25 protein-coding genes and 3 riboswitches are annotated in these 26,516 nt (G+C 66.9%); of the genes, 6 read left to right on the forward strand and 19 right to left on the reverse strand.

Annotation, left to right across the window (positions count from 1 at the left end; translation table 11 throughout):
• Positions 1-19: 19 nt before the first annotated feature.
• Together RAD10_RS20870 and RAD10_RS20875 are read left to right on the forward strand one after the other, a co-directional pair.
• Positions 20-712, forward strand: coding sequence for an O-methyltransferase (locus tag RAD10_RS20870; RefSeq protein ID WP_461619053.1), 693 nt, complete (start codon positions 20-22; stop codon positions 710-712).
• 35 nt (positions 713-747) lie between these two features.
• A complete protein-coding gene (locus tag RAD10_RS20875; RefSeq protein ID WP_461619054.1) occupies positions 748-1,503 on the forward strand; it encodes a siderophore-interacting protein in 756 nt (251 codons plus the stop codon).
• A 49-nt stretch (positions 1,504-1,552) separates the two neighbouring features.
• On the opposite strand, the gene RAD10_RS20880 is transcribed toward RAD10_RS20875, so the two are convergent.
• Positions 1,553-2,974: a PepSY domain-containing protein gene (locus RAD10_RS20880; protein WP_461619055.1), complete on the reverse strand. Its 1,422-nt coding sequence runs from the start codon at positions 2,972-2,974 to the stop codon at positions 1,553-1,555.
• Positions 2,975-2,986: 12 nt separating this feature from the next.
• Positions 2,987-5,335: a TonB-dependent receptor gene (locus RAD10_RS20885; RefSeq protein WP_461619056.1), complete on the reverse strand. Its 2,349-nt coding sequence runs from the start codon at positions 5,333-5,335 to the stop codon at positions 2,987-2,989.
• A gap of 118 nt (positions 5,336-5,453) precedes the next feature.
• Positions 5,454-5,655, reverse strand: a riboswitch (cobalamin riboswitch).
• A gap of 72 nt (positions 5,656-5,727) precedes the next feature.
• Between RAD10_RS20885 and RAD10_RS20890 the strand changes: the two genes are divergently transcribed.
• Complete coding sequence (locus tag RAD10_RS20890) at positions 5,728-6,300, forward strand: histidine phosphatase family protein (protein WP_461619057.1); 573 nt, start codon at positions 5,728-5,730, stop codon at positions 6,298-6,300.
• On the opposite strand, the gene cobT is transcribed toward RAD10_RS20890, so the two are convergent.
• The 8 genes from cobT to cbiE form a co-directional block, all read right to left on the reverse strand.
• Positions 6,293-7,345 carry a nicotinate-nucleotide--dimethylbenzimidazole phosphoribosyltransferase gene (gene cobT, locus RAD10_RS20895; protein WP_461619058.1) on the reverse strand — a complete coding sequence of 351 codons (1,053 nt, stop codon included), beginning with the start codon at positions 7,343-7,345 and terminating at the stop codon, positions 6,293-6,295. The genes RAD10_RS20890 and cobT overlap by 8 nt on opposite strands.
• Before the next feature lie 10 nt (positions 7,346-7,355).
• Positions 7,356-8,105, reverse strand: coding sequence for a precorrin-6A synthase (deacetylating) (gene cobF, locus RAD10_RS20900; RefSeq protein WP_461619059.1), 750 nt, complete (start codon positions 8,103-8,105; stop codon positions 7,356-7,358).
• 46 nt (positions 8,106-8,151) lie between these two features.
• Entirely contained in the window at positions 8,152-8,829 is a 678-nt protein-coding gene (locus RAD10_RS20905; protein WP_461619060.1) for an energy-coupling factor ABC transporter permease, read from the reverse strand.
• A gap of 37 nt (positions 8,830-8,866) precedes the next feature.
• Positions 8,867-9,085, reverse strand: a riboswitch (cobalamin riboswitch).
• 45 nt (positions 9,086-9,130) lie between these two features.
• Complete coding sequence (gene cobA, locus RAD10_RS20910; RefSeq protein WP_461619061.1) at positions 9,131-9,862, reverse strand: uroporphyrinogen-III C-methyltransferase; 732 nt, start codon at positions 9,860-9,862, stop codon at positions 9,131-9,133.
• Positions 9,859-11,169, reverse strand: coding sequence for a cobyrinate a,c-diamide synthase (locus RAD10_RS20915; RefSeq protein WP_461619062.1), 1,311 nt, complete (start codon positions 11,167-11,169; stop codon positions 9,859-9,861). The genes cobA and RAD10_RS20915 overlap by 4 nt, the downstream gene beginning before the upstream one ends.
• Positions 11,169-11,951 (reverse strand): precorrin-4 C(11)-methyltransferase, encoded by a 783-nt coding sequence (gene cobM, locus RAD10_RS20920; RefSeq protein WP_461619063.1) that lies wholly within the window; start codon positions 11,949-11,951, stop codon positions 11,169-11,171. Before cobM ends, RAD10_RS20915 begins: the two co-directional genes overlap by 1 nt.
• A complete protein-coding gene (locus RAD10_RS20925; protein WP_461619064.1) occupies positions 11,948-12,316 on the reverse strand; it encodes a cobalamin biosynthesis protein in 369 nt (122 codons plus the stop codon). Before RAD10_RS20925 ends, cobM begins: the two co-directional genes overlap by 4 nt.
• Positions 12,313-13,494, reverse strand: coding sequence for a precorrin-6y C5,15-methyltransferase (decarboxylating) subunit CbiE (cbiE, locus tag RAD10_RS20930; RefSeq protein ID WP_461619188.1), 1,182 nt, complete (start codon positions 13,492-13,494; stop codon positions 12,313-12,315). Before cbiE ends, RAD10_RS20925 begins: the two co-directional genes overlap by 4 nt.
• A gap of 10 nt (positions 13,495-13,504) precedes the next feature.
• Between cbiE and RAD10_RS20935 the strand changes: the two genes are divergently transcribed.
• Positions 13,505-14,248, forward strand: coding sequence for a cobalt-precorrin-6A reductase (locus tag RAD10_RS20935; protein ID WP_461619065.1), 744 nt, complete (start codon positions 13,505-13,507; stop codon positions 14,246-14,248).
• On the opposite strand, the gene cobJ is transcribed toward RAD10_RS20935, so the two are convergent.
• Genes cobJ through RAD10_RS20970 form a run of 7 tightly spaced genes read right to left on the reverse strand, consistent with a single transcriptional unit; the run spans position 14,224 to position 22,131 of the window.
• The gene (gene cobJ, locus RAD10_RS20940; protein WP_461619066.1) at positions 14,224-14,958 is read right to left on the reverse strand and encodes a precorrin-3B C(17)-methyltransferase; all 735 of its coding nucleotides are present in this window, start codon (positions 14,956-14,958) and stop codon (positions 14,224-14,226) included. The two genes, RAD10_RS20935 and cobJ, sit on opposite strands and share 25 nt — an antisense overlap.
• A complete protein-coding gene (locus RAD10_RS20945; protein ID WP_461619067.1) occupies positions 14,955-15,686 on the reverse strand; it encodes a precorrin-2 C(20)-methyltransferase in 732 nt (243 codons plus the stop codon). Before RAD10_RS20945 ends, cobJ begins: the two co-directional genes overlap by 4 nt.
• Positions 15,687-15,688: 2 nt before the next feature.
• Entirely contained in the window at positions 15,689-16,318 is a 630-nt protein-coding gene (locus tag RAD10_RS20950) for a precorrin-8X methylmutase (protein WP_461619068.1), read from the reverse strand.
• A complete protein-coding gene (gene cobG, locus RAD10_RS20955; protein WP_461619069.1) occupies positions 16,318-17,481 on the reverse strand; it encodes a precorrin-3B synthase in 1,164 nt (387 codons plus the stop codon). Before cobG ends, RAD10_RS20950 begins: the two co-directional genes overlap by 1 nt.
• On the reverse strand, positions 17,478-20,726 hold the full coding sequence (gene cobN, locus RAD10_RS20960; protein ID WP_461619070.1) for a cobaltochelatase subunit CobN: 3,249 nt from the start codon (positions 20,724-20,726) through the stop codon (positions 17,478-17,480). Before cobN ends, cobG begins: the two co-directional genes overlap by 4 nt.
• Positions 20,726-21,760: a cobalamin biosynthesis protein CobW gene (gene cobW / locus RAD10_RS20965; protein WP_461619071.1), complete on the reverse strand. Its 1,035-nt coding sequence runs from the start codon at positions 21,758-21,760 to the stop codon at positions 20,726-20,728. Before cobW ends, cobN begins: the two co-directional genes overlap by 1 nt.
• Positions 21,757-22,131, reverse strand: coding sequence for a DUF1636 family protein (locus RAD10_RS20970; protein WP_461619072.1), 375 nt, complete (start codon positions 22,129-22,131; stop codon positions 21,757-21,759). The genes cobW and RAD10_RS20970 overlap by 4 nt, the downstream gene beginning before the upstream one ends.
• A gap of 95 nt (positions 22,132-22,226) precedes the next feature.
• Positions 22,227-22,446: riboswitch (cobalamin riboswitch) on the reverse strand.
• Between the two features lie 40 nt (positions 22,447-22,486).
• On the opposite strand from RAD10_RS20970, the gene cobO reads away from it, so the two are divergent.
• Positions 22,487-23,122 carry a cob(I)yrinic acid a,c-diamide adenosyltransferase gene (gene cobO / locus RAD10_RS20975; protein WP_028142439.1) on the forward strand — a complete coding sequence of 212 codons (636 nt, stop codon included), beginning with the start codon at positions 22,487-22,489 and terminating at the stop codon, positions 23,120-23,122.
• A gap of 5 nt (positions 23,123-23,127) precedes the next feature.
• On the forward strand, positions 23,128-24,576 hold the full coding sequence (locus RAD10_RS20980; protein WP_461619073.1) for a cobyric acid synthase: 1,449 nt from the start codon (positions 23,128-23,130) through the stop codon (positions 24,574-24,576).
• Here the strand turns inward: RAD10_RS20980 and cobD are convergent.
• Positions 24,565-25,530, reverse strand: a complete 966-nt coding sequence (gene cobD, locus RAD10_RS20985; protein WP_461619189.1) for a threonine-phosphate decarboxylase CobD — start codon at positions 25,528-25,530, stop codon at positions 24,565-24,567. The genes RAD10_RS20980 and cobD overlap by 12 nt on opposite strands.
• Before the next feature lie 11 nt (positions 25,531-25,541).
• Positions 25,542-26,483: an adenosylcobinamide-phosphate synthase CbiB gene (gene cbiB / locus RAD10_RS20990; protein ID WP_461619074.1), complete on the reverse strand. Its 942-nt coding sequence runs from the start codon at positions 26,481-26,483 to the stop codon at positions 25,542-25,544.
• Between the last annotated feature and the right edge of the window lie 33 nt (positions 26,484-26,516).

Consider the following 26,516-nt stretch of genomic DNA (forward strand, 5'->3'; position numbering starts at 1 on the left):
TGGCAAGGAGCCGACCGACATGGATTCACTCAGCAGAGGCGTCGTCACCGACGTCCTCCTTCGTCTTCACCAGGAAGCGGAGATCGCCGACGGGCAACTGATGCAAACCTTCGCGAAGGAAGCGAAGGGCCGCGATGAGATCATCAGCAAGGCCATCGCAGCCGAGAGCCGCGATCTGAACGAAGTCTATCGCGGACTTGCGGATAATTTTTTGAGCGTCTCTCCGCGGTTCGGACGCTTCCTCTACATGTGCGTCCGCGCCTCCAAGGCAAAGCGCATCGTCGAGTTTGGCTCCTCGATGGGGATTTCCGCGATCTACATGGCGGCGGGCCTGCGCGACATCGGTGGCGGCCGCCTGATCGGGACCGATCTAGAACCCGGCAAGATCGAGCGGGCGCGGACGAACCTTGCTGCCGCGGGGCTCGCCGACCTCGTCGAGTTCAGGCACGGCGATGCGCGCGAAACGCTCAGCTCCGGCCTCGGCGGCGAGATCGACATGGTGATGCTCGATGGCGCTTTCACTCTCTATCTTCCCATTCTCAGGCTGCTGGAGCCGCACCTGAAGCGCGGCGCGCTCATCGTCGGCGAGAACGCGCTCGAGGAAGCTTCGGGCTATATCGACTACGTGCGCGATCCCGAGAACGGTTACCTCTCACTGTCGCTGCCGTTCGACCCGGGACGTGGCAACGAATTCACGATCAAGACCAGATGATCGGCGCGGCGGTGAAACCTGTGATGGAGCCAAACTTGAACGAGGCCGCTCACGAGCCACAGACGTCCGAGCCATCGCGGGCACCGCAGGGACGGCTCACGCGGATGTTGCTGCGATGGCTGATGCGCCCGGCGCGCGTCGCCGGCGTCAGGACGCTCTCGCCGCGCTTCCGGCTCGTCGAGCTCGAAGGCGAAGCGCTCGGGAACGTTGCCTGGACGGCCGGCGACAAGATCCAGGTCGCGATGGGCTCGGGCCTGAGCGCGCGCACCTTTACGCCGATGTCGTGGGACGCCGGCAAGGGCAGAACGCGGCTCCTAGCCTTTGCACATGGCGAAGGCCCCGGCAGCCGCTGGGCCGGCGGTTTGCGCGAAGGTGACACCTGCCAGTTCTTTGGTCCACGCCGCTCGTTCGACCTTGCCGACCTCGGAGCGCCCATCGTTCTGTTCGGCGATGAAACCTCGTTCGGCCTTGCGGCGGCGTTGCGTGACAGCCTGCAGGCTGGCGGCGCGCTGCATGTGTTCGAAGCCACCGATGTCGCGGAGTCGAGACTGGTGCTGGATTCCATCGGCCTCGGCCAGGCCAGATTAATCGCATGCAGCGCCGATGATACCCATCTTGCAACCGCCGAATCCGAGTTGCTCCGCCTTGCCGCAAACGGCGCACAGTTCGTCCTGACCGGCAAGGCATCCTCGATCCAGCGCATCGGCCGCGCCTTGAAGGCCGCCGGCGTCGCCTCATCGCGGATCAGGGCAAAAGCTTATTGGGCACCGGGCAAGACCGGTCTGGATTAGAGAGGAGCCGATGTAACCGACGGCCGTTGGACAAGACACGCGGTTTCGGTCAGGACCGCAGACGCCGCCAGCCAATCGCGATCCCGGTGACGGAGAACGCCAGTCCCAACGCACAGAGTCCGACGATCAGGACATCGCGCAGACGTGGATGCGCCAGCAGGACCGGAAAATCGAGCGTGTGGAGCGCGCTGTAGAACCAGCGATAGGCCCGCCGCGAGGTATCCAGCCTTTGCAGCACACTGCCATCGGCACCGTCGATATCGAACCAGAGGTCGCCGCAGCGCGAGCGGTAGGCGGGCGCACCCGGGACAGCCGATTGCGCGGGGTAGTCGTCGTTGCCAGCAAGAACGGACGGCGCGCCGCAGCCGGCGGCGAGGCGCGCCACCAGATTCTGGATCTCATGAACCTCCAGAAATCCCGTCGGTTCATCGCGGAGCGCGTCCCCTGCCTTGATCAAGACCTGATGGTCGAGGCTCACCCGGTCGCGCCGGTAGACAATGCCATTAAAGGCAAACCATTCGATCTCCCGGGCCGAGGGCGATATCGGCTGCCGATCGAGCCATGAGGCCGCCGCCCAATCAGGCAATGCCTTCATCACGCCGGACTCGGCCGCGGTCAATTGTCCGCGCGAGAACAGCCGGCCGTGATCCATGGAGAGCCAGCCGCTGAGACTCCATGTCAGCACGAACATTGTTGCCGCGAGGCCAATGAGGTGATGCAACGCGTGCCAGCCACGATAGGGTGTGGACATCCGGGGCCCTCGCAGCTTCACCCGCGCGATCCCGAGCACCGCACCAAGCATCGCCGCGAGCAAGGCCAGCAATGACAGCGTCCAGACGACGCGATCCCACAGCGACCAGTTGCTTCTCAGGACCGTAGGATAAATCCAGTGCAGCACACTGCCGGCCCAATTCCAGCCCCGCTCGCGCCGCCTCGTGTCCAGGACGATCTCGCCGGTGGCCGAGGAGACGTAGATTTCCGTCCCGGCAGCATCGCCGAGGGCCACGCGAAACAGCGGCCGGTGGCGATCGAAGCCGTTCGGCACGCTCCACTGATCATGGTCCGAGAACGCAACGACCGCGACCCGCGCGGCATCGAGCCCGCGATTGCGCGCGTGCTCCCGCGCGATGGCAAGCGCGGCATCGGCAGTTGCGACCGACGCATCCCCTCCGTCGGAGGCGCGGACCGCGCGCACGCGCGATGATCCCGACACGATGTAGACCGCTGCATCGCTCCGCTGGATCAGCCGGACGCGCACGGCGCCCGCGACCCCGCTCGCAGCGACCGCCTCCGCAAGCGGGATCCTCGCCGCTTCGCGATCCACCGGCGCGAGACCGGCAAACCGTTCCGCTTCCGTCAGCGACGGAAACGGAACGAAGTGCATTACGATCCCCGTCGCGAACCACATCGCGAACAGCAGGCAGAACGCGATCCCGAGCCAGCGGTGCACCAGGACGATCGCGCCCATCATCCGTTCAGCGCCCTACCATTTGAACGCGGCCGAAAGCTCGTAGGTCCGCGGCGCGCCCAAGAGGATCTGGTCGGGATAGAACGGATCGCCCCAGATCGCATAGCGCTTATCAGTGATGTTGCGGACGCGGAAGGTCAGGCGTGCCTGATCGACCGCGCTGAACACCGTCTTCGGGATGTCGACGAAGGCGTAGACGTCGGCGACGGTATACGCTTTCATCGTCACGACATTGGCATCGGTGTTGTAGCGGTCGCCGACATGGCGGCCGGTGATGCCGAGCTCTACCGGCCAGGGCGTGAAGAACCGGTACGACGCGCCGGCATTCGCCACGATGCGCGGCACGTTCGGCGGCGTATTGCCGGAGAACGAGCCGCCGGCGAAATTGTAGTCGGCATAGCGGGCGTCGACATAGGCGATGTTGCCCCACAGACGCAGCGGATCGATCGGACGGACCGAGGCGGCGAGCTCGACGCCCTTCGACTCCTGGCGTCCGGCAATGTTGAGCGCCATGCCGCCGGCCGCGGCATAGACGTTTTTGCGCACGATGTCGTAGGCCGAGAACGACCACTCCGCCCTGTTGTCCCAGAACAGATGCTTGACGCCGGTCTCGTAGGTCCGCGAGGTCGTGAGGTCGAGCGGCTGGGTCGGCAACAACAGGAAGCTGGTGTTCGCGGAGACGTCGGCGCCGGTGGCGTACTGGCTGAAGAAAGTCAGGCCGGGCACGGCCTCCCAGGTGTAGCCGATGCGGCCCGTCACCGGCGCCCAGTCTTTCGTGAACGGGAAGCCCGCGTTCACCAGGCCGGCGGTATCCGTCGAGTTGCGATCGAGCCCGATGTGCTCGACGCGCAGGCCGCCGATCAGCGCGAAGGTCCGCGTCAGCTTCAGCCTGTCCTCGAACGACAGCGCCTCGTTGTCGATACGCGCGGTCTGCTGCTTGGTCGTGAGCAGACCGTAGAAGCCGCGGTTGGGATCGACCAGCGAGACATAATCGTTCGGGAAGTTTGCCGCGCCCGGCCTGACGAAATCAAGATAGCTCGACGACAGCGTCGTGACCAAGCGATTGTCGAAGCCCGCGATATTCGCGTCCCAGATCAGGTCGGTGATGTTGCCGACGAGGCGCTGGCTGTGCGCGACATAGAAGCGCTCGCGATACACCTGGTTGTTAGTGGAATCGAACGCCTCGATCTCGTTGTTGAACCAGGTGCGCTCGGCGCCGTAACCATAGGCCTGACTCTTCAAGGTCAGGTCCGGCGCCAGCTTCAGCTCGAAACCGCCGCGCAGCCACACCTCCTGCGCGACATTGCGGTTGTCGAGGACGTTGTAGTTGGTGTTGAAGGTGCGGTCGTCGATCGTGACAGCCCCAAGATCAGTCCTGTTGAAGTAATTGCCTGAGACGATCCCCGACGTCGCATGCGAGCCGCTGAACGCGATCGGCACCAGCGGCGCGCCCCAATAGGCCTTGGAGCGGTCTTCGCGATACTCGATCGCGCCCCAGATCTTGAGACTGTCGGAGATGCGATAGTTGAGCTGGCCCGACACGTCGAGCATCTTGGTATTGGTGTCGTCGGCAAAGCCGTTGAGCGCCGAACGGCTGATGTCGAAGCGATAGTCGAGGCCCTGCACATTGGTGCTGCCGCCCGAACCGTAATGCGCGCGTAACGAGTTCAGCGAATCCCAGGAGAAATCAGCTTCGTTCCGGATCGGTCCCGTGTGCGGCTGCTTGGTCACAAAATTGATCGCGCCGCCGGCGGCGCCCTCGCCCGAGATCAGCGATGCCGGGCCCTTCAGGAATTCCACGGCCTCCAGATTGGCGGTGTCCATGATCCGCGAGGTCATGTTCTGCGGACCGATCTTGATGCCGTTGTAGAGCGTGTTGATCTGGCTGTTGGTGAAGCCGCGCATCGAGAAGGCGGAAGGCTCGGCCGGATTATCGCCGGAGGTAACACCGACCGCCCCCTGCGCCACGTCGGACACGGTGCGATAGCCCTGCTCGCGCATGGTCTCGGCGGAGATCACCTCAACGGTCGCGGGCGTCTCGCGCACCGTCAGGCCGAGCCGCGATGCGCTTTCGGCGACGGCATTGCTGTTGAGCGGCGTCGGAGGTGCCGCAGCCGGCACGACGGGCTTCGGCATCGCTGCTGCGGCCGCCGGCCTGCGCGCTGCTGCGCGGCGCGTGCTCTGCGCCTCCCGGCCGGCAGGCTTGGCCTGCTTGCGGGATAGCGCCGGCGATACTTCGACGGGCGGCAGGGGTTCACGGGCCTGCTGCGCCAGCGCAGCGGGCAGATCGAGAGCGGCAAAGGATGTGAGCGCGGCGGAGGCGAGCAGGAATTTTCGCGGTCGTACGATACGGATGGAAGACACGGTTTTTCGGACCTCGGTATGACGTCAGTGGCACGTCACAGCGAACGAGGTCTCACCTTTTGGCCCTTCAGCCGTCCGATGAAGCCGAATGTCTGTACTCCCCGACCGACATCTTCGCGTGTGACCACGGCTGACGGCAGGTCTCCTGGCTCGCGGGTCATCACCGCTTCGTCGCCTTCCCGGGACCGAGGACCCAGTGGCTTCTGACGAAGGATTATCCGCTCACAGTTGCGGGGGCAGCCACGGCGTTGGGGACAATGTCCCCGCACCGTATTCCCTTTTCATCCCCTCTCGGGGAAACCGTCGCAAGCATCTAGGATTACCATAACAACAGAGTCAATGTGCCAGTTGCGGCGTTATGGCCACAGCGAGCAACTTCCTTGGAGATGAGCATGGAAGGCGAGACCTTCCTCTGGTTGATACGGCACGCGCCCGTCGCGGGTGTGACGGGCACCATCCACGCCGCCGACGCGCCGGCCGACCTCGGCGATCGCGTGCAATTGGACGCTCTGCGGCGGCGCCTGCCGCGGGATGCCGCCAGCTATGCCAGCCCGTCGCGGCGCACGATCGAGACGGCGCGCGCATTGGGGCTCGAGCCGGAGCCCGTCAGCGAATTCCGCGAGCAGGATTTCGGCGACTGGACCGGCCACCGGCACGACAAACTCGCCGAGAGCGGCGGCGACGCCTATGCGCGGTTCTGGAGCGATCCGGCTGCCGGACGGCCGCCGGGCGGCGAAAGCTTTGCGGATCAGGTCGTGCGCGTGCGGCTCGGCCTGTCGCGGATCGCAGCCGGATCGGCCACGCTCGTCGTGCATTCCGGCACCATCCGCGCCGCGCTCTGCATCGCGCTGGATCTGACGCCGCAGGCCGCCTTGCGCTTCGTGGTCGATCCGCTGTCGCTGACCCGGATCGATCGCCTTGCGAGCGGCTGGCGCGTCGTCTCCGTCAATCAGCGGATCAGTTAGGTCTGTCAGGCACATTGGCCTGCGCAAACGTCGCCATGCCGTTGTGAAGGCTGCAGGCGAGCCGCACCAGCGGCAGTGCGATGGCGGCACCCGATCCCTCGCCGAGCCTGAGATCGAGGCTGATCAACGGCTGCACGTTCAGCGCGCGCAACACCAGCCGATGCCCCTGCTCCGCCGATTGATGCGACGGCAGCAGGAACGGCTGGCACGACGGATTAAGCCGCACTGCTGCGAGCGCTGCCACCGATACGATGAAGCCATCGATCAATACAGGGATGCGGCGCTGCGCGGCCGCGATGATCGCACCTGAGATCGCCGCGATCTCCAGGCCGCCAACGGCGCATAGGATTTTTTCCGGCGAAGCGCCGCCAACGCCGTGACGCGCGATCGCAGCATCGATGACACGGGCCTTGTGCGCACGGCCGGCCGCATCGACGCCGGTGCCGCTGCCCGCGATCTCTTCGGCGCTGATGCCGAGCAGGCTCGCCGCGATCGCCGCCGACGTGGTGGTGTTGCCGATCCCCATCTCGCCGAAGATCAGCAGATCCGGCTTGCCCGCCTCGGCACGTGAAACCGCGCTCTGGCCAGCCTCGAAGGCGAACGCCAGCTCCGCAGGCGTCAGCGCGGCGTCCACGCTGAAATCGAGCGTGCCAAGGCGCGGCTTGTCGGTGATGACACCCGCCATTGCCTCTGTTGCCAGCGTTCCGGCGTCGACGACGTCCAGGCTCGAGCCAAGCTCGCGCGCCAACACCGAGATCGCGGCGCCGCCAGCGGCGAAATTCGCCATCATCGCGATGGTCACTTCTTGCGGATAGGCCGAGACGCCCTGCGCGACGATGCCGTGGTCGCCGGCGAAGACGATGATCGGCACCCGTGCGGCACGCGGCTGCTCGGTCGCCTGCAGGCCCGCAAGCTCGATTGCGAGCTGCTCCAGCCGGCCGAGTGCACCGGTCGGCTTTGTCAATTGCGCCTGCCGCGCGATGGCCGCCTCGCGATGCACTACGGAGACATCGGGGCAATTTTGGGTGACCCATTCGGGGAGCATACTGCCTCGCTTACGGCCTGCGCTTGAGAATGTAGCTGTCCATGATCCAGCCATGCCGCTCGCGCACCTCCTGACGCAACGCCACGATGCGCGGGCCGACCTCGGCGAGCACGCCGGACATGACGATCTGGTCGGGCATGCCGAGATAGGCGCCCCACCAGATCTGCAAGCCTTCCGGATCGAGCGACTGGAACGCCGTGCCGCCGTCGAGCATCACCACCACGGTGTCGACACCTTGCGGCCAGCCGCCTTCGCGCAAGCGCCGCCCGGTCGTGACCAGAAAGGGCTCGCCGATGTCGTTGAGCGGCAGCGCATGCGCCGCGCACAGCGTCTGGATCGACGTGATGCCGGGTACGACCTCGATGTCAGGCAAGGGATTGAGCCGCCGCGCAATGCGCAACGAGGAATCATAGAGCGAGGGATCGCCCCAGATCAGCAGCGCAACCCTGCCCTCACCTTCGAGATGCTTTGCGATCGTCTGCGACCAGGTCGCGGCAACCGCGTCGTGCCAATCGTCCACGCCCTTGCGGTAGTCAGCTTCAGCGACGTCGCGCACGGGAAGGTCGAACTCAGCGATGGCTGTCTTGTCGCTGGTCAGCACATCCGCGCAGATCGTCCGCCTGAGATCGGCGAGATCGGACTTCGCCGTCCCCTTGCGCGGAATCAGGACGAGATCGGCGGCGTTGATCGCTCGAACAGCGGCGCGCGTGAGCTGGTCGGGATCACCGCAACCGATGCCTATCAAAGAGAGCGTGAGCATCGCGAACGCGACGGGCGGCCCTGCAGGCCGCCCGTTCGCTTGTCTCTCAGGCCGCGTTATGCAGGCGCGGGGTGACGAGGCCTGGCGCGGTGACGCCGCGCAGCGACTTCGCCAGCGCCAGCACCGCGAGATCGGCGAGCGGCTCGATCACGATGACCAGCGCATAGGACGCCGCGAACGTCGCGATGCTGGCGAGATTGGTCATGGCAAAACCGGAACCATAGAGCGCCCAGAACGCCACCCAGGCGATCACACCGGCCTGATAGGTCGTCGAAAGCGCCAGCGCCTGCCGATACTTCAAATCAACATAGGCGGTGTTGCGCGAGATGATCCGTGAAGCGATCGCCTGGATCGCGAACAGCGGCACCAGCAGTGTGGTGACGTTCATGCCGTATTGCGGGATGTCAGCGGGCTCGAAGAACACGCCCTGGAGCAGCAGGCCGAATGCGAGGCCGAAGGCCGCGGGCGCCGCACCGAACAGCAGGAACAGTGTCGAGCCGAGAATGAAGTGCACCTCGGAGACGCCGACCGGGAAGTGCGGCAGGATCTCGAAGAAGGTGAAGACGAGGACTGTGGTGGCGAGCGTCCGCGCCGCGAACGACGTGATGCCCTGCTCACGCACGGTCTCCACCGCGAGCTTCAGCGCAACGCCGCCTGCGGCGATGCCGGTTGCGTAACTCAACACGAGCTTGGCGCCCGTCACTATGCCGGGTTCGATATGCATGGCTCAATTCCTTCCTGCCGTCACACCCGACGGCCTTGGCCTCAAAACGTGCAGGGCCGGTCTCCTGGCTCGCGGTTCCCCGGGATTTCCGGCCTTCCCGGACCTTGCGGCCCAGTGGCTGATCGGAGTCCCTCACCGCTTACAGTCGCGGGGGCGGCTGGGGTTTTGGGCGCCGCAACTGGGTCCGCCCACCCCCATTCCCGATTATGCTCCGGCGCTTTGCGCCGCGTCGAGCACCATGCTTCTCTTGTGTGCCCCTTTCGCTGAGCCTGCGTCAAGGGGCGAACGGCGGCCAAGGCCGTCATGACGGATAATCCCCCGCCAGCGCCCCAAACAGGATCACGGCGGCCGTCGAGGCGGCGCCGCCGCGCGCAAGCTGCTCGGCAAGTTCGGCGATGGTGGTGCGGACCAGCCGTTCGTCGGGGCGTCCGAGGGATTCGGCGAACAGCGCGGGGGTATCCGCAGCGAGCCCGTGCGCGATCAACTTTGCGACAAGCGCCGGGAAGGTGCGCCGGCCCATATAGACCACGGTCGTCGCTTCCGGGTCGGCCAGTGCCCCCCAGTTCAGGTTGGGCGGCAGCTCGCCGGTGACATCGGCGCCGGTGACGAACTGCACCCGGCGCGAGGTATGGCGCCGGGTCAGGGGAATGCCGGCCTGCGCCGCGGCAACGCAGGCCGATGTCACGCCGGGAACGATCTCGTAGCCGATACCGGCCTCACGCAGCGTCTCCAGCTCCTCCTCGAGCCGGCCGAAAATGCCGGCGTCGCCCGACTTGAGCCGCACCACGCGCGCGCCAGTTGCGGCATAGTCGACCAACAGACGGTTGACGTGGTGCTGCTTGGTCGAGGGACGCCCTGCCCGTTTTCCCACCGCGACGAGATTGGCGCCGGCCCGGGCGAGATCGAGGATCGCGCCGGAGGCAAGATCGTCATAGAGCACGACGTCGGCTTCGCGCAGCCGCGCTGCGCCCTTGAGCGTGAGAAGCTCGGGGTCGCCGGGCCCGGCGGAGATGAAGGAGACGAATCCGCTCACCGGTCCTCCGCGATCAGATGAAAGAAGGTGCCGGTGGCGTGGCCGCGCTGCGAGCCGGTCTCGGCGATGACTGCGCCGGTCGCATCATGCACGACTGCCAGCGGCGTATCAGGCTGGGCAAGAATGGTCGAATAGTGGAACTCATGGCCGCGCAAGCGCGCGCCGGAGCGATGTCCCGGCATCGGCGCGGCGAGTTCGGCCAGACGATAACCGAGATGCATGCGACGCTTGGCAAAGCTCGTCTCCAGGCCAAGCAGGCCTGTCATCTCGTGGCGGACACCGTCCGCGTCGGTCAGAGCGGTTCCCAGCACCATATAGCCCCCGCATTCGCCGTGCACCGGCCGCGTTTCGGCGAACGCGCGCAGGCCGCTGCGAAAACGCGCATTGGCCGCGATCTTGCCGGCATGGAGCTCGGGGTAGCCGCCGGGCAGCCAGCACACATCGGCGCTCGCGTCGGGCGCCTCATCGGAGAGCGGCGAGAATGTCGAGATCTCCGCGCCCGCCGCGCGCCAGGCTTCCAGCATATGCGGATAGATGAAGGAGAACGCCGCATCGCGGGCCAGCGCAATGCGCTGCCCCGGCGGTGTCACGTTCAGCCCATTCGCGGCAGGTTGCGGCGACCAGCTGGCAGCCGATCCCAGCACCGCATCGAGATCGACATGCTCGGCAACGAAGCGCGCGGCCTCGTCGATCAGCTTGCCGATCTCGGCCTGCTCTTCGGCCTGCACCAGGCCGAGATGTCGCTTCGGCAGGCTGATCCCGGCATGACGCGGCAGCGCGCCGAACACGGCAATGCCGGAATCGTCGAGCGCACGCCGCACGAGGTCTTCATGGCGCGGGCTGGCGACGCGGTTGAGCACGACGCCGGCAAGCCGCACGCCGGGGCGATAATCGCGAAGTCCCGCGGCGATCGCCGCCGCGGTCTGCGCCTGGCCGGAGGGATCAATCACCAACAGCACCGGCCAGCCCAGCATCTCCGCAATGTCGGCGGTGGCACCGGTGCCGGAGACACCGGGCGCGGCGACACCGTCGAACAGGCCCATCGAGCCCTCGGCGAGCACGATATCGGCGTCCGCACCGCGACTGACGAGATGCGAGATCGCCCCGCGGTTCATCGCCCAGCTATCGACGTTGACGGAAGCGCGTCCCGTGGCGGCGGCGTGGAAGGCGGGATCGATGTAATCGGGACCGCTCTTGAAGCACTGCACGTTCAATCCGCGATTGCGCCAGGCGCGCGCGAGCGCCAGCGTCACCGTGGTCTTGCCGACGCCGGAAGCCGGTGCGGAGATGACGAGCCCTGCCGCCATCACGAGACCTCCGGAAAGCGCGGCTCGACACCGACGGGGCGGTAGCGGCGGTCGTAGTCGGCGGCATAGAGACGGCTCTCGTCGAAATCCGCAGCGCCCAGCGTCCTGCCGACCAGGATCAGCGCAGTGCGTTCCATCTCGCCAGCAATAGCAGAATCGAGCGTTGCTAGCGTAGCGCGGATGATGCGCTGATCGGGCCAGCTCGCGCGCCAGACGATCGCGACCGGACAATCCGCGCCATAATGTGGCGATAGCTCGGCGATGAGTTTGTCGAGCAGATGGATCGACAGGTGGATCGCGAGCACAGCGCCGGTGGCAGCGAATGCCGCAAGCTTCTCGCCTTCAGGCATGGCGCTGGCTCGGCCCGGCGTGCGCGTCAGCACCACTGTCTGGGCAAGCCCTGGCAGCGTGAGCTCGACCTCGAGCGCTGCCGCCGCAGCCGAGAAGGAGGGAACGCCAGGTGTAACCGTGTAGGGAATGCCGAGCGAGCGCAGGCGGCGCAGCTGCTCACCCATCGCGGACCAGATCGAGAGATCACCGGAATGCAGCCGCGCGACATCCTTGCCTTCTGTATGCGCGGCGGCGATCTCCGCGATGATCTCGTCGAGCGACAGCGGCGCCGTGTTGACGATACGCGCGTTGGGCGGGCAATGCGCGAGCACGCCTTCGGGGACCAGTGAGCCCGCATAGAGGCAGACCGGACAGGCCGCGATCAGGTCGCGGCCACGCAATGTCAGCAGATCAGGCGCGCCCGGCCCTGCCCCAATGAAATGCACCGTCATGCGCCGTCTCCTTCCGCGATCGCGGCGGTCGCGGTGCGATCCTGCGAGACAACGCGTGTCGCGATCAGCCGTGCGCGCGGCCCGGCCGCAGCGAGTGCCGCGGCTTCGGCGACCGATCCAGTGCCGAACTTCTCCGCCACAAGATTGGACCGGGTCGGCGTGGCGATCCTGGCCAACATGTCGGCCGGAACAGCCTTGATTGGCACACCGCACTCGCGCGCGAGCTGCTGCAGCGGCTCCGCGTCGGCCTTGTCGCTGACAGTTGCCATCGCCGTGAGGCCTTCGGGATCACCCGCCGCCAGCAGCGCTTCGCGCAGCGAAGCGAGAGTGACATCTCTCCTGAACCCAAACCCGGCCACCTTCATCGGACCGTACTCCACTGCACCACCGGCCGCGACGCCTCCCAGGACCGGTAACGGCCGAGCGGGCCAGCATGCGCGATCTCCACCCGCATCAGCTCACCGCCGTGGCGCTGGTGCAGATCGCCGAGCAACGCTTCCGTCTCCAATGTGACCGAATGTGCAACCAGCCGCGTGCCTGGCGCAAGCCGCGACCAGATCGCATCGAACATTGCGATGTCGAGACCGCCGCCGATGAAGACCGCATCCGGTGCTTCGAGTGCAGCAACAGCTTCAGGCGCCCTCCCTGTGACGACGGTGATCCGGTGCGAAAGCCCAAACGCCGTTGCATTGCGGCCGATGTTTGCGGCGCGATCCTCGCACGGCTCGATTGCTGTCGCCGTCCCGCCGCAGAGCGCCCACTCGACCGAGATCGACCCCGAACCGGCGCCGATATCCCACAGCCGCTCGCCGGGACGCGGCGCCAGCGCCGAGAGCGCCAGCGCGCGCACCGGCCGCTTGGTGATCTGGCCGTCATGGACGAACAGATCGTCCGAAATTCCCGAGCTGCGGGGGATGCCCTGCGTGCCCTTCGCCTCAACGGCGACTGCGACCAGGTTTCCAGCGGGATCACCGGCGAAACCGTCGGCGCGATATTCTTGGATGCTTTCGCGCGGCCCACCGAGTGCGGCGAGCGTCCAGAAGGCCGAGGCGCCCCATCCGCGCTCGCTCAACCATGTTGCAAGATCGCTTGCCGCTTTCCCATCGCGCACGAGGCAGATAATGCGCGCCCCTCGCGCCAGATGCGGAACGAGACGTTCGAACGGTGCGGCGTGAAGCCCGAGGCAGACGGCGAATTCGAGCCGCCAGCCCAGCCGCGCGGCCGCAAGCGAGAAGGTCGACGGTGCCGAACGCGCGATCCACTCGCCGGCTTGCAGCCTCTCGGCGAGAGCTGCACCGGCGCCATGCCAGAACGGATCACCGGAGGCGAGCACCGCCGTCGGCCGGCCGCGGCTGCCCAGAACGACGTCGGCGTCGAACGGCACCGGCCAGGGACGGCCGCGGCTGCCGACGCCGGCAAGCGCGAGATGCCGTTCACCACCGAAGACGGTTTCGGCCTCATTGAGCGCCTTTCGGCTTGCTTCGGACAGCCCGGCAAGGCCATCTTCGCCGATACCGATGATGGTCAGCCAGGGATCAGCCAAGGAATCAGCCATGACGCGCGCCCTCATTCTGGGCGGAACGGCCGATGCGAGCCAGCTTGCCGCGGCGATCGCGCGCGCAGGCATCGAGGCCATCTATTCCTATGGCGGTCGCACCCGCGCGCCCGCCGACCAGCCGCTGCCGACCCGCATCGGCGGCTTCGGCGGCGTGAGCGGGCTTGCCGACTACGTTCGCAGCGAGGGCATTACGCATGTGATCGACGCGACGCATCCTTTCGCCGCGGAGATGAGCCGCAATGCGGTCGAGGCGTGCGCGGCAACCAATACGCCCCTGATCGCGTTGGAGCGCGCGCCCTGGGCCAGGATGTCCAGCGACAACTGGATTGAAGTCGCAGATGTCAGCGCCGCGGCGGCCGCGCTGCCCGAGGCGCCCGCAAACGTGTTCCTCGCCATCGGCCGCCAACACATCGCGCCATTTGCGATGAAGCCGCATGCCTACACGCTGCGGTTCGTCGATCCGCCCGAGGCGCCGCTGCCCTTCCCGGCTGACGTGATCGTGTCGCGTGGACCGTTCACGTTCGATAGCGAGATCGAGATGATGCGCAAACGCGGCATCGGCTGGATCGTCGCCCGCAATTCCGGCGGCGATGGCGCGCGCGCCAAGATCGACGCGGCTCGCTTGCTCGGCCTGCCCGTGCTCATGATCTCGCGGCCGAAGCTGCCCGAGCGGCTGCGGGTCGAGAGCGTGGCCGAGATCATGCAGTGGCTCGGTCATTCTACCCGCCTCGGCGCATAGACCCAGCGGCCGACGCGGCGCGTCTGCGAATTGCCGACGATCACCAGCGTCCGCATGTCGGCCATCTCGGGCCGAGCTTCGTGCAGCGTGACAGTTTCGATCCTCTCGTCAGCTGTGCTGATCGCGCGTGCAAAAATCACGAGGCGCTCGCCGCAGCCGCCCTCTTTCAACACCGCGAGTGCGCGGCCGAATCCTTCCGGCCGGCTTGCCGAGCGCGGATTGTACATCGCAATGGAAAAATCGGCTTCGGCGGCGAGCCGCAGCCGCTTCTCGATGACTGCCCACGGCTTGAGATTGTCGGAGAGATTGATCGCGCAGAAATCATGGCCGAGCGGCGCGCCCACGCGTGCGGCCGCTGCCAGCATCGCGGTGATGCCAGGCAGCACGCGAATCGAAAGATCCCGCCATTGCGGCGCCTGTTCGAGCGCCTCGAACACGGCAGAGGCCATCGCGAAGACGCCGGGATCGCCCGAGGAGACGACGACGACCTGTCCGCCTTCTGCGGCGAGCCGCAGAGCTTCGCTCGCGCGCTGCAGCTCCTCGCGGTTATCCGAGGGATGCAGCTTAAGCCCAGCACGCGGCGGCACGCGCGCGACATAGGGCGCATAGCCCAGAATATCGGTTGCGGCGGCCAGCGCAGCCGTGACCTCGGGCGTCACCAGAGCATCGCTGCCCGGCCCCAGGCCCGCGATGGTCAGCGTGCCCGTCATTCGGCGGCGTCCAGGTGCCTGCCCTTGCCGTGCACCAGCACGATCGCGAAATAGGGACAGTCCGCGCCATCGACCTCGGCGAGCCGCACCACGCGCTCGCCCGCCATGGTGCCGCGCTCCACCAGCCAGGCATCATCTAGCCGGCCGGCTGAGCTGAGCGCGCGGCGCACCTTTGCGAGATTGCGGCCGGTCTTCATGACGACGAGCGCATCGGAATCACGCATACGCCGCTCGAGCTCGTCTTCGGCCAGCGTCCCCATCAGCACGGTCGTCACGTCATCGCCGAGCGCGATCGGCTGTCCGACACCATTCCAGCAGCCGACCATGCCGGGAATGCCGGCGATCACCTCGATCTCGACCCGACCTTGCAGGCGCGCGTGCAGATGCATGAAGGAGCCGTAGAAGTAGGGATCGCCCTCGCAAAGTACGACGACGTCGACCGCGCGCGAAAGCCGCGCCAGACGCTCCGCCCACTCGTCGTAGAAGCCGGCCAGCAGCTGCACGTACTCGGCGCTGTCGAAGGCGATCTCCGTCGTAACGGGATATTCCATGGGATATTCGGTGACGTCGGCCGCCAGCATGCCCTCGACGATGCGACGCGCCTGGCCTGGCCGGCCCTTCTTGCGGAAATAGGCGACGTGGCTAGCGCCGCGCACGGTGCGATCGGCGCGCACGCTCATCAGATCAGGATCGCCGGGGCCGAGACCGCAGCAGATGATGTGTCCCATCGCTATTCGCTCCGGCTCGCCAGCGCGTTCACCGCGGCAACCGTGATCGCGGAGCCGCCGAGGCGGCCCTCGACCGTCAGCGCCGGCACAGGCGGATCAGCCACCAGCGCGGCCTTGGACTCGGCAGCGCCGACGAAACCGACGGGACAGCCGATGATCGCCGCGGGCCGCGGGCAATCGCCGTCCTCCAGCATGTTGAGCAGATGAAACAGCGCGGTCGGCGCATTGCCGATCGCAACGACCGCGCCATCGAGATGCGGCCGCCACAACTCCAGCGCCGCGGCCGAGCGGGTGTTGCGCATGGATTGCGCCAGCGCTGGAACGGCCTCGTCGCCGAGCGTGCAGATGACGGTATTGGCTGCCGGCAACCTCGCGCGCGTAATCCCTTCCGAGACCATGCGCGCATCGCACAGGATCGGCGCGCCTCTCTGCAGGGCGGCGCGCGCAGCGGTCGCCATGCCCTGAGTGAAGCGGATATGCGCCTCCAGGCCGACCATGCCGGCGGCATGGATCATCCGCACCACGACCTGTTCTTCGTCCGGCGTGAAGCGGGCAAGATCGGCCTCGGCGCGGATGGTCGCAAAGGACTGCCGGTAGATCGCAGCGCCATCGGTCTCGTAAGTGTGCGGCATCAGTTCCCTCCCACTAGAATGGAGGGATCGCTGACGATGTCGGCGCCGTTCAGGCCGCGCAGCACCGGCTCGTCGCGGATCGAGCCGTCACGGACGAGATCGAATCCGGCACGGGTCGCCACCAGCGTGACCGCGGCCGTGCCGGAATGGGCACAGCCCTTGCCGCAGCCGGAGACGTGGAGCCGCGTATCGGCGGCGATGCGCGGGGCAAGCGCTGCTGCGAGCGCGCGCGTATCGGCATGGGCTTCGCGGCAGCGCGGTGCGCCGCTGCAGGCGATGACGCGCAGCGCGGGATCAAAGGGCTCGGTGATCAGGCCCGGCGCGCTCGGCATCTCGCGCTTGCCCTCGCTCAGCACCATCCGCCAGGGCGTCATGCGCAGCGCATGTCCGCAACCGGCGAACTGATGCAGCGTCGTATGCAGCATCTGCCCGAACGCGACGCCGACCATCGCGCCTTGCGGATAGTGCCCTGGCCGCGACGCGGCCATCACGGGCGCGGGTTCGGTCTCGCCGCGCAGCGATTGAGGCAATGCCGCGCCGGACGCAATGTGCGCCGCCATGCGCCCTCGCCCGCCCGTCGCGCCGCCGGAGACCAGGAACCAGCTTGCGAGCGCGAGCGCCGTGCTCACGGCCTCTCCACGTGCGACGGAGCGGCCGAGCTTTGCGCCATCGGCCCGCACCAGGAGACGGCCTGTACGATCGCGCTCGATGCGTATGTCTGCGGAATCGCCGGCGAGCACGCGCGAGGTCCCGTCATCGATGGCGAAGCCGAATTTCGTTGGAAGCGCGAGCGAATTATCCTCAAGCGCTTCTTCAAGCTCGGCGGCGAGCGATTGAGTCGCGTCGCCAGCGCGCCAGAACGGCGTGACGAGGATGTTGCGACGGGCTTCCGTCGCCGGATCCGGATCGAGCAGCGCCAATCCCGCAAGGCCGTCGATCAACGGCCGATGGCCTTCTTCACTGACGCCCCTGATCTGCAGATTGGCGCGGCTCGTCACGTCGATCAGACCATTGCCGTGTTGCCCGGCGAGCTCGGCAAGTCCTGTGATTTGCGGTGCTTCCAGCCGCCCACCGAACGGACGCACGCGCACCACGAGCCCGTCGCCCGAGAGCATCGGGCGCAGCGCGCCGGGACACCAGCCCTTGACCGTGGCCGCGCTCATGAGGCCTCCCGCAGCGCCGCCGCGATCGAATTGCGGCGCGTTTGCCAAAGCGCCGCATCGTGCAGGCGCGCGAAACAGGTTTCCATCGCGGCGAGCGCGGACTGATTTTCACGCGCCATGAAAGCGCGGACGTCGTCATTGCCGAGCGTCGCATCGTAGTAGAGGTCGAACAGATGTGGCGGCACGGCACCGGCGAGATGAGCGAAAGCGGCCATGTGCTCCAGCGTCGCCGTGATCTCGGCGGCGCCGCGAAAACCGTGACGCATCATGCCGGCGATCCAGGCCGGATTGGCGGCGCGCGCACGGACGACGCGTGAGATCTCCTCGATCAGCGTGCGCGCGTGGGGCTGCTCGGGACGCGTCGTATCGAGGTGATAGAGCGAAGGCCCTGCCGCGCCGAGATGCGCCGCAGCCGCCGCAACACCGGCTTCATGCGCGGCATAATCGGCGGCGAGCAGCAGATCGGTTTCCGGCAAGTCCTGGAGGTGGACGAAGGCATCGGCCGCAGCGAGGCGCTGCTCGATGCCGGCGCGATTCGGCTGCAGCTCGCCGTCGGCCGAGAACGCCCAGGACGATGCCGACAACCAGGCTTCGCCGGCGGCCTCGCGCGTCTCCGGCGTGAAGGCGTCGGGGATCGCGGATAGGCCTACGCCGTATTGTCCGGGGCGCGGCGCGAACACGCGGGAGGCGCGGTGGCGGTAGGGATTCTCGTCGCCCTCGTCCTCGCGCGCCGCAAGCGCTTCGGAGCCGGCCTCGAACAATTGCGCAAGGCCTGCGAAGACGTCACGGAACAGGCCCGACACCCGCAACGTGACGTCGATGCGGGGCCGGCCGAGCTCGGCCGGCGCGATGACGTCGTAGCCGGTGACGCGGCCGGAGGCGTGGTCCCAGCGCGGCGCAAGGCCGGCCAGATGCAGCGCCATCGAAAATTCCTCGCCCGCGGTGCGCATCGTCGCCGAGCCCCAGAGATCGACCACGAGCCCCTTCGGCCAGTCGCCATGATCCTGCAGGTGGCGGCGCAGCAGCTCTTCCGCAAGCTTGATGCCCTGCGCATGTGCCGACGGCGTCGGCACCGCGCGCGGATCGACGGCAAAGAGATTGCGGCCGGTTGGGAGCACGTCCTGACGGCCGCGATAGGGCGAGCCCGACGGTCCCGGCGCAACGCGCTGGCCGGCAAGTGCCGAACGCAACGCGTCGCGCTCCGCATCGCCGCAGGCCCCGCGGCCGAACACATGCAGGCCGTCGCCGAATTGACTTTCCTTGAGATCGCAGACGAAGCGATCGATCCGCGGAATGGCCTCGGCGGGCGCGGCCGAAGCATCCAAACCGAGATCGTCTTCGAGGCCCGCCACGCGCGCCTCGTCGCGGATCGCTGCGATCAATCGCTGGCGGCGCGCGGGATCGAGACCATCGGCAGTCGAATATTCGTCGAGGAGCTGTTCGAGCCGGCGCAAGCCTTCCGGCACCGCGGATGCGGCGAGCGGCGGCGGCAGATGGCCGATGGTGACGGCCCCTAAGCGCCGCTTGGCCTGCGCGGCCTCGCCGGGATCGTTGACGATGAAAGGATAGATGACAGGGAGACCGCCGATCAGAGCTTCCGGCCAGCACGCGGACGACAGCGCCACGGATTTGCCGGGCAGCCATTCCAGCGTGCCATGCGCGCCCATATGCACGACGGCATCGCAGGCCTGCTGCCGTAGCCAGAGATAGAACGCGACATAGGCGTGGCGCGGCGTGCGGGCGAGATCGTGATAATCAGTATCGCGCGTGGCCGCATCGCCGCGTTCCGGCTGAACCGCGATGATCGACTTGCCGCAAGCGACGGCTGCGAATTGAAACGCGCCGTCCCGGCAGCTCGGATCATCCTCCGGCGCGCCCCAGGCTTGCGCGAGATCATCCTGCAAGGCTTGCGGCAGGCGCGAAAGCGCCGCGCGGTAGTCTGCGACCCTCCAAGTGAGATTCTGCTTGAGCAGCGCCTCGCCGAGCGCATGGACCGGAACAACATCGAGGCCGGCCTCAGCGAGATCGGACACCAACGCCTCGACCGAGGCCAGCGCGTCGAGACCGACCGCATGCGCGATCTGATGCGGCCGGCCCGGATAGTTCGAGAGCACGAGCGCCAGCCGCTTCTCACCGGCCGGCGTCTCAGCGAGCCGCCGCCAGCCCGCGACGCGCGCGGCGACGGCCGTCACGCGCTTCTCATCGGCGCGATGCGCCAGATGCGCGAATTGCAGATCGGGATCGCGCTCGGCGGCCGACTTGAAGCTCACCACGCCCGCGAACAGACGGCCATCGACCTCGGGCAGCACCACATGCATCGCGAGATCGCCGGGCGACAGGCCGCGCAGCGACTCCGTCCAGTCCTCGCGCCGGGCGGTGGAGAGCGCGACTTGGAACACCGGGCACGATGCGGCATCGAACGGCGTCATGCCGTCGTCGCCCGCCGCTGAGAACGCCGTCGCGTTGATGATCGCCGCCGGAGGGTTTTGCGCAAGCTGCGCCCGCAACCAATCCGCGACGCCCGCAGCCTTCAGCGAGGTCACGAACACGCCGCAGGCGTCAAAGCCGCGCTCGCGCAGCGCTGCGATCAGAGCATCGACCGGGCCCGTGTCCGCAGCGGTAAGATATGAACGATAGAACGTTACCAGAGCGCGCGGCCTGCCCTCGCCGTGCACCGGTGGAGCAATGACGCCGCGCGCGGGTTCGTAAAACCCCATCTCGGGCACGGTCGTCTCGCCGATGACTGGCCCGGCATAAAGTCCCGAGGCCAGCGCGAGCTGTGCAATCGCGGCCTGCGCCGCGACCGGGCCGCCGGTGTCGCAGAGCACCTTGAGCCGGCGCAGCGTCGAGACAGGCAAGGTCGAGTATGCATCGAGCCGCGTGTCGTCACGGCCATCGGCCGGCAGCACGGCCAGCACGATATTGCGATCCCTGGCGAGCTGTTGCAGGGCCGCAAGTCCATAGGACCAATAGGACTCACCGCCGATCAACCGCACCAGAATGCCACGCGCCTGCGACAGCGTGCGCTCGATATAGGTGTCGACCGACAGCGGATGACGCAGCTCAGCAAGATTCGCGAGCCGCAGCGTCGGCAGGCTCTCGCGACCACGCCGCCAGCCGGCTGCGAACGCCGCGAGATCCGAATCCGAATACGAGAGCACCACGAGATCGGCCGGGTCCTGGCCGATATCCCTTGGCGTCGCGGTCTCCTCCAGACCGCGGCTCTCGCGGAAGACGACGTGCATCAGATACCTAGTCCTGCCTTGATGGCGGCCTCGTCGATATCGCCGTGCTCGCCGATCACGACGAGCTTCGACCGCCTGTTGCCAGCACCCCAGGGCTTGTCGAACTGGTGGCGCACGCGCTCGCCGACCGCCTGCAGCAAGAGGCGCATCGGCTTGCCCGCAACCGCGATATAGCCTTTTGCGCGCAGCACGTTCTGCTCGCGTGCCAGCTTCTGGACGGATGCGACCAGCGCATCGACGTCGGCGACTTCAGGAAGGTCGACCACGACCGAGGCGAAATCATCGTGCTCGTGCTCTTCCTCGCCGTCATGATGCGAGGGACGCGCGGCGAGATCGTTCTCGGCGGCAGCGCCGAGACCGAGGATGACGCGCGCATCGATCGCACCGTCGGTCACGGGGAGCATCGGCACACGGCGCGGCATCTCGGCGGTGATGGCAGCCTTGGCCGCTTCAAGTCCCGCCGCCCCAGCGAGGTCGGCCTTGGTCAGCAGCACGATGTCGGCGCAGGCGATCTGGTCCTCGAACACTTCCGACAGCGGCGTCTCGTGGTCCAAATTCTCGTCCGCGGCGCGCTGCGCTTCGACGGCGTCAGGATCCGGCGCAAAGCGGCCAGCGGCGACAGCCTCGGCATCCGCGAGCGCGATCACGCCGTCGACGGTGATGCGCGAACGGATCTCCGGCCAGTCGAATGCCTTCAGCAGCGGCTTGGGCAGCGCCAGGCCCGAGGTCTCGATCAGGATGTGATCGGGCCGCACGGGCCGCGCCAGCAGTTTTTCCATGGTCGGAATGAAATCGTCGGCAACGGTGCAGCAGATGCAGCCGTTGGCGAGCTCGACGATGTTCTCCTCCGGACAATTGGCATCGGCGCAGGATTTCAGGATCTCGCCGTCGACGCCCTCACTACCGAACTCGTTGACGAGTACCGCGAGCTTCTTGCCGCCGGCATTGCTGAGCAGATGCTGGATCAGCGTCGTCTTGCCGGAGCCGAGAAAACCGGTGACCACCGTAACCGGGACTTTTGCGAGCGAGTTCATTCAGCGGCCTCCGGCACGACGGCAATAGGGGGAATGCGGGCAAGCGACTGCTTGCGGAATATTTCCGGCCGGCTGCGCCAGGGCACGAGGCCGTCAGGCGCGGCCGCATAGGCCGCGGCGCCCGCGACCACATCCTGCGCATTCGCATCCGACAGGCGGCCATAGACATAGGACCAGCGGCCAGGCGCGCTGAGCGCGACCGAGCAGCCCTGATTGCAGGCCGATAGGCATTCGACAGGAACCACATTGACGCCCTCGGGCACGCCGGCCTCGAGGATCGCCCCATGCAGGCGCTTGCCGGGCGTCGCCTCGCCCTCGCCGGGCGTCTCGCCGGCACGGCAGGTGATGCAGACGTGAAGTGTGACGGTCATCGCCTCTTCCAGATAACAGCGGGAGGCGATGAGGCACACGGACCGCACTTTTGGAGGCCCGTTTTCCCCGTCGCGGAACACCCCGTCCGCCGGTCCAAAACTCGTCCGCGCTGGCAGGTCTCCCGGCTTGCGGAGCAGGGTTTTCCCCTTCGATCCCCGCCTTCCCGATTCCCGCGGGAATCAGTGGCTTCGGACATCTCTCCGGTCACGGTCGCGGGGGCGGCTGCATTTTGGACCCAAATCTTGCCGATTCGGACCCTATCGCATTCCCTCTTCGCCTGTCATAGGACAGGAACCAACGCCGGGCCACCATTTGCCGGTGGCCGCCACTTGTCAAGCCGAAGGACCGGGACCGATGACGCCTGAACCGGATACAAAAACGGCCGAGGAAACCGATGCTCGCCACGCCACGAAAATGGCGAAGAAGAAGGCCGCCCGCGACAAGATCATGGCGACCAAGAGCGGCGAAAAGGGCCTCATCATCGTCCACACCGGGGCCGGCAAGGGCAAGTCCTCCTCGGCCTTCGGCATGATCGTCCGCTGCGTCGCGCACGGCTTTCCCTGCGCGGTCGTGCAGTTCATCAAGGGCGCCTGGGATACCGGCGAGCGACGCCTGCTCACCGGCCATTTCGGCGACCTCTGCCAGTTCCACGCCATGGGTGAAGGTTTTACCTGGGAGACGCAGGACCGCGCCCGCGACATCGCCGCCGCGCGCGCCGGCTGGGAGAAGGCCAAGGAGCTGATTCTCGATGAGAGCTTGCGCATGGTCGTGCTCGACGAGATCAACATCGCGCTGCGCTACGACTATCTCGACATCGCCGAGGTCGTCGAGTTTCTGACCACCTCGAAGCCACCGATGACGCATGTCGTGCTCACCGGCCGCAACGCCAAGGACGAGTTGATCGAGATCGCCGATCTCGTCACCGAGATGACGCTAGTGAAACATCCCTTCCGCTCCGGCATCAAGGCACAGGCCGGCGTCGAGTTCTGAGTTCGATGACACGCGCGCTGATGATTCAGGGGGCCGGCTCGGACGTGGGCAAGTCGCTCATCGTCGCCGGCCTCGCGCGCGCCTTCACGCGGCGCGGCCTGCGCGTGCTCCCGTTCAAGCCGCAAAACATGTCGAACAATGCCGCCGTCACCGTCGATGGCGGCGAGATCGGCCGCGCCCAGGCGTTGCAGGCGCTGGCCGCTCGCGTCGAGCCGCACACCGACATGAACCCCGTGCTGCTCAAGCCCGAGACCGATGTCGGCGCGCAGGTGATCGTCCACGGAAAGCGCATCGCGACCGCGCGTGCGCGCGACTACGCGGCCATGAAGCCCTCACTGATGGGCGCAGTGCTGGAGAGCTTTGAGCGGCTGAAGGCGCGCGCCGATCTCGTTCTGGTCGAAGGCGCGGGCAGTCCGGCCGAGGTGAATTTGCGCAAGGCCGACATCGCCAATATGGGTTTTGCGCGCAAGGCCGACGTGCCGGTCTTGCTGGTCGGCGACATCGACCGCGGCGGCGTCATCGCCCAGCTGGTCGGCATCAAGACCGTGATCGACCCCAACGATGCCGCGATGATCCGAGGCTTTGTCATCAACAAGTTCCGCGGCGACCCCACCCTGTTCGACGATGGCTACAATCTGATCGAGCAAAAGACCGCATGGCGCGGCCTTGGCGTGCTGCCCTGGTTCGCCCGCGCCGGCGAGCTGCCGGCCGAGGATGCGCTCGGCCTGAGCGACGCGCGCAAGCCCGGCCAATGCAAGATCGCCTGCCTGGCGCTGTCGCGGATCGCCAATTTCGACGATCTCGATCCACTCAAGCTCGAGCCGGGCGTCGATCTCGTGATGGTACGCCCCGGCGAAGCGATCCCCGGCGATGTCCGCCTCGTCATCATCCCCGGCTCAAAGTCCACCCGCGGCGATCTCGCCTTCCTGCGCGCGCAAGGCTGGGACATCGATCTGATCGCGCATCACCGCAGGGGTGGCCATGTGCTCGGCCTCTGCGGCGGCTATCAGATGCTCGGGCGCAGCGTCGCCGACCCTGACGGCATCGAAGGCACCGCAGGCGACACGCCGGGCCTTGGCCTACTGGATGTGGACACGGTGATGAACCCGCAGAAGACGCTGACGCGCGTCGCGGCTGTGCATGCCGCCACGGACCAGCCGATCGAGGCGTACGAAATCCACATCGGCCGTACCGATGGGCCCGATCGTGCGCGCCCGTTCGCGAAGCTGAACGGCGAGCCGGAAGGCGCGATCTCGCGCGACGGGCGCGTGCAGGGCAGCTATCTGCACGGCCTGTTCACGTCGGATGATTTCCGCAAGGCGTATCTGGCAAAGCTCGACATTCCCGCTGGCAACGAGCCCTACCACACCAGGGTCGAGAGTGCGCTCGATGCGCTCGCCGACCACATCGAAAAGCATCTCGACCTGGAAGGACTGCTCGCGCTAGCGCGCTAGCACCTCGGCAAGGCGCATCCATTCGGCTTCGCTGCCGGGAAGCCCGAGCCGAAGCCATGTCGGCTTTTGCGCGAAGACGCGCGACCAGATCTGGCTTCGTGCCAATCTGTCTTGCGCGGCGAGCGCGTCGGGCGTCTCGTAGAGACGGAACAGCGGCGTCCCCCCAAGCAGCATCCAGCTTTGCGCTTGCGCTATGGCATCGAGGCGAACACAGTCCCGGGCAAGTCGCGCTGACGTGGTCTCGGCCCAGGCGTCGTCACGCAACGCACGACAGCCGATCGCGATCGCCGCTCCCGAAACCGGCCATGGACCCGACATCGACGCAAGCTTGCCAATGTCGGCGGCATTGCCGATCGCGAAGCCGAGCCGCAGGCCGGCAAGGCCATAGAACTTTCCGAACGAGCGCAGGATCAGCAGTCCCGGCCGATCGGCCTCCGATGCAAGCGACAGCTGCGGAACGGCGTCGACGAAGCTCTCGTCGATGACGACGCGGCCGACGCTTGGCAGCAGTGCGAGCAGATCCTTTGGTGCATGATGCTGACCGCCGGGATTGTTGGGATTGACGACGATGGCGAGATCCGCGCCTGCCAGCGCGTCGAGTTCGCTGGCCTCCTCGACATCCCAGCCTGCAGTCGACAGAACCCCTGCGTATTCATTGTAGGTCGGTCCGAGGATGCGGGCGCGGCCGGTTCGTACCAGCTGCGGCAGCAATTGAATGGCAGCCTGCGCGCCGCCCATCGCAACGATCGGTGCGCTGGTGCGATAGGCATGCTGCGCCGCCTGATGCAGGGCGTTGATGTCGGATTGCGAGGGCAGCGCATTCCAATAGTGCGCATCGATCTCGCCGACGGGATAAGGCAGCCGGTTGATCCCTGTCGACAGATCGATCCAGTCTTCCGCGCGTCCGCCGAAACGCTGCTGTGCCAGATCCAGATTTCCACCGTGCTCGAGCATGTCCCGTTCTTTCATGCGAAAGCCAGGATCGCAAGGGTGCCAGCGAGCAGCACCATGGCGCGGCGGTAGACCGTCAGTGCCTCGGCGATATCAGCGGCGCGCGGATCGCGCGCGCCCTCGTTGAGCCAAGGCTCATCGGTCGCGCTGCCGTGATAGATGCGGGGGCCGCTGAGCCGGACGCCAAGCGCCCCCGCCATGGCCGCCTCCGGCCAGCCGGCATTGGGCGAGCGGTGACGGCGTGCGTCGCGCGTCATGCACGACAGCGCCTCCGATCGCCGCGGCGCTAGCAGCACGAACAAAAATCCGGTCAGCCGCGCCGGAATGAAATTGGCGACATCGTCGATGCGCGCGGCCGCCCAGCCGAAGGCTTCATGTCGCTCGCTGCGATGGCCGATCATCGAATCCAGCGTGTTGATCGCCTTGTAGCCGAGGATGCCCGGCAGGCCGAACAGCGCGCCCCAGAACACCGGCGCTACGATGCCGTCGGAGGCGTTTTCCGCAAGGCTCTCGATCGCCGCGCGCGCGATTCCGGCTTCATCGAGCGCTGCGGGATCGCGGCCGACGATGCGCGAGACCGCCTCGCGCGCACCGGCGATGTCGGCGGCTTGCAGGGGATTTGCGACGGCGGCAACGTGATCATGCAACGAGCGCAGCGCAACCAGCGGCCAGGCCAGGATACCGACCAGCACGATTTGGATCCAACTCGAGGAAAGCAAGGCCTGAAGCGCGCAGCCGATCGCAACGGAAAATGTGATCACCAGGAGCGCTCCGGCGACACCAGCAGCGCGGCGGAGCGCCGGCGGATCTGACGCGCGATTCCAGCCGCGATCGATTGCACCGATCAGCCGACCCAGCCAGGTCACGGGATGACCGATCCGCGCGAACAGCCACGACGGCCAGCCCAGGAGGGCATCCACCGCCATCGCCACCACCATCGCACCCGCAAAGCCCACACACGCCTCCTGTCCCGCCCCTGTTGCGCAAAG

The organism is Bradyrhizobium sp. 23AC (assembly GCF_054863025.1).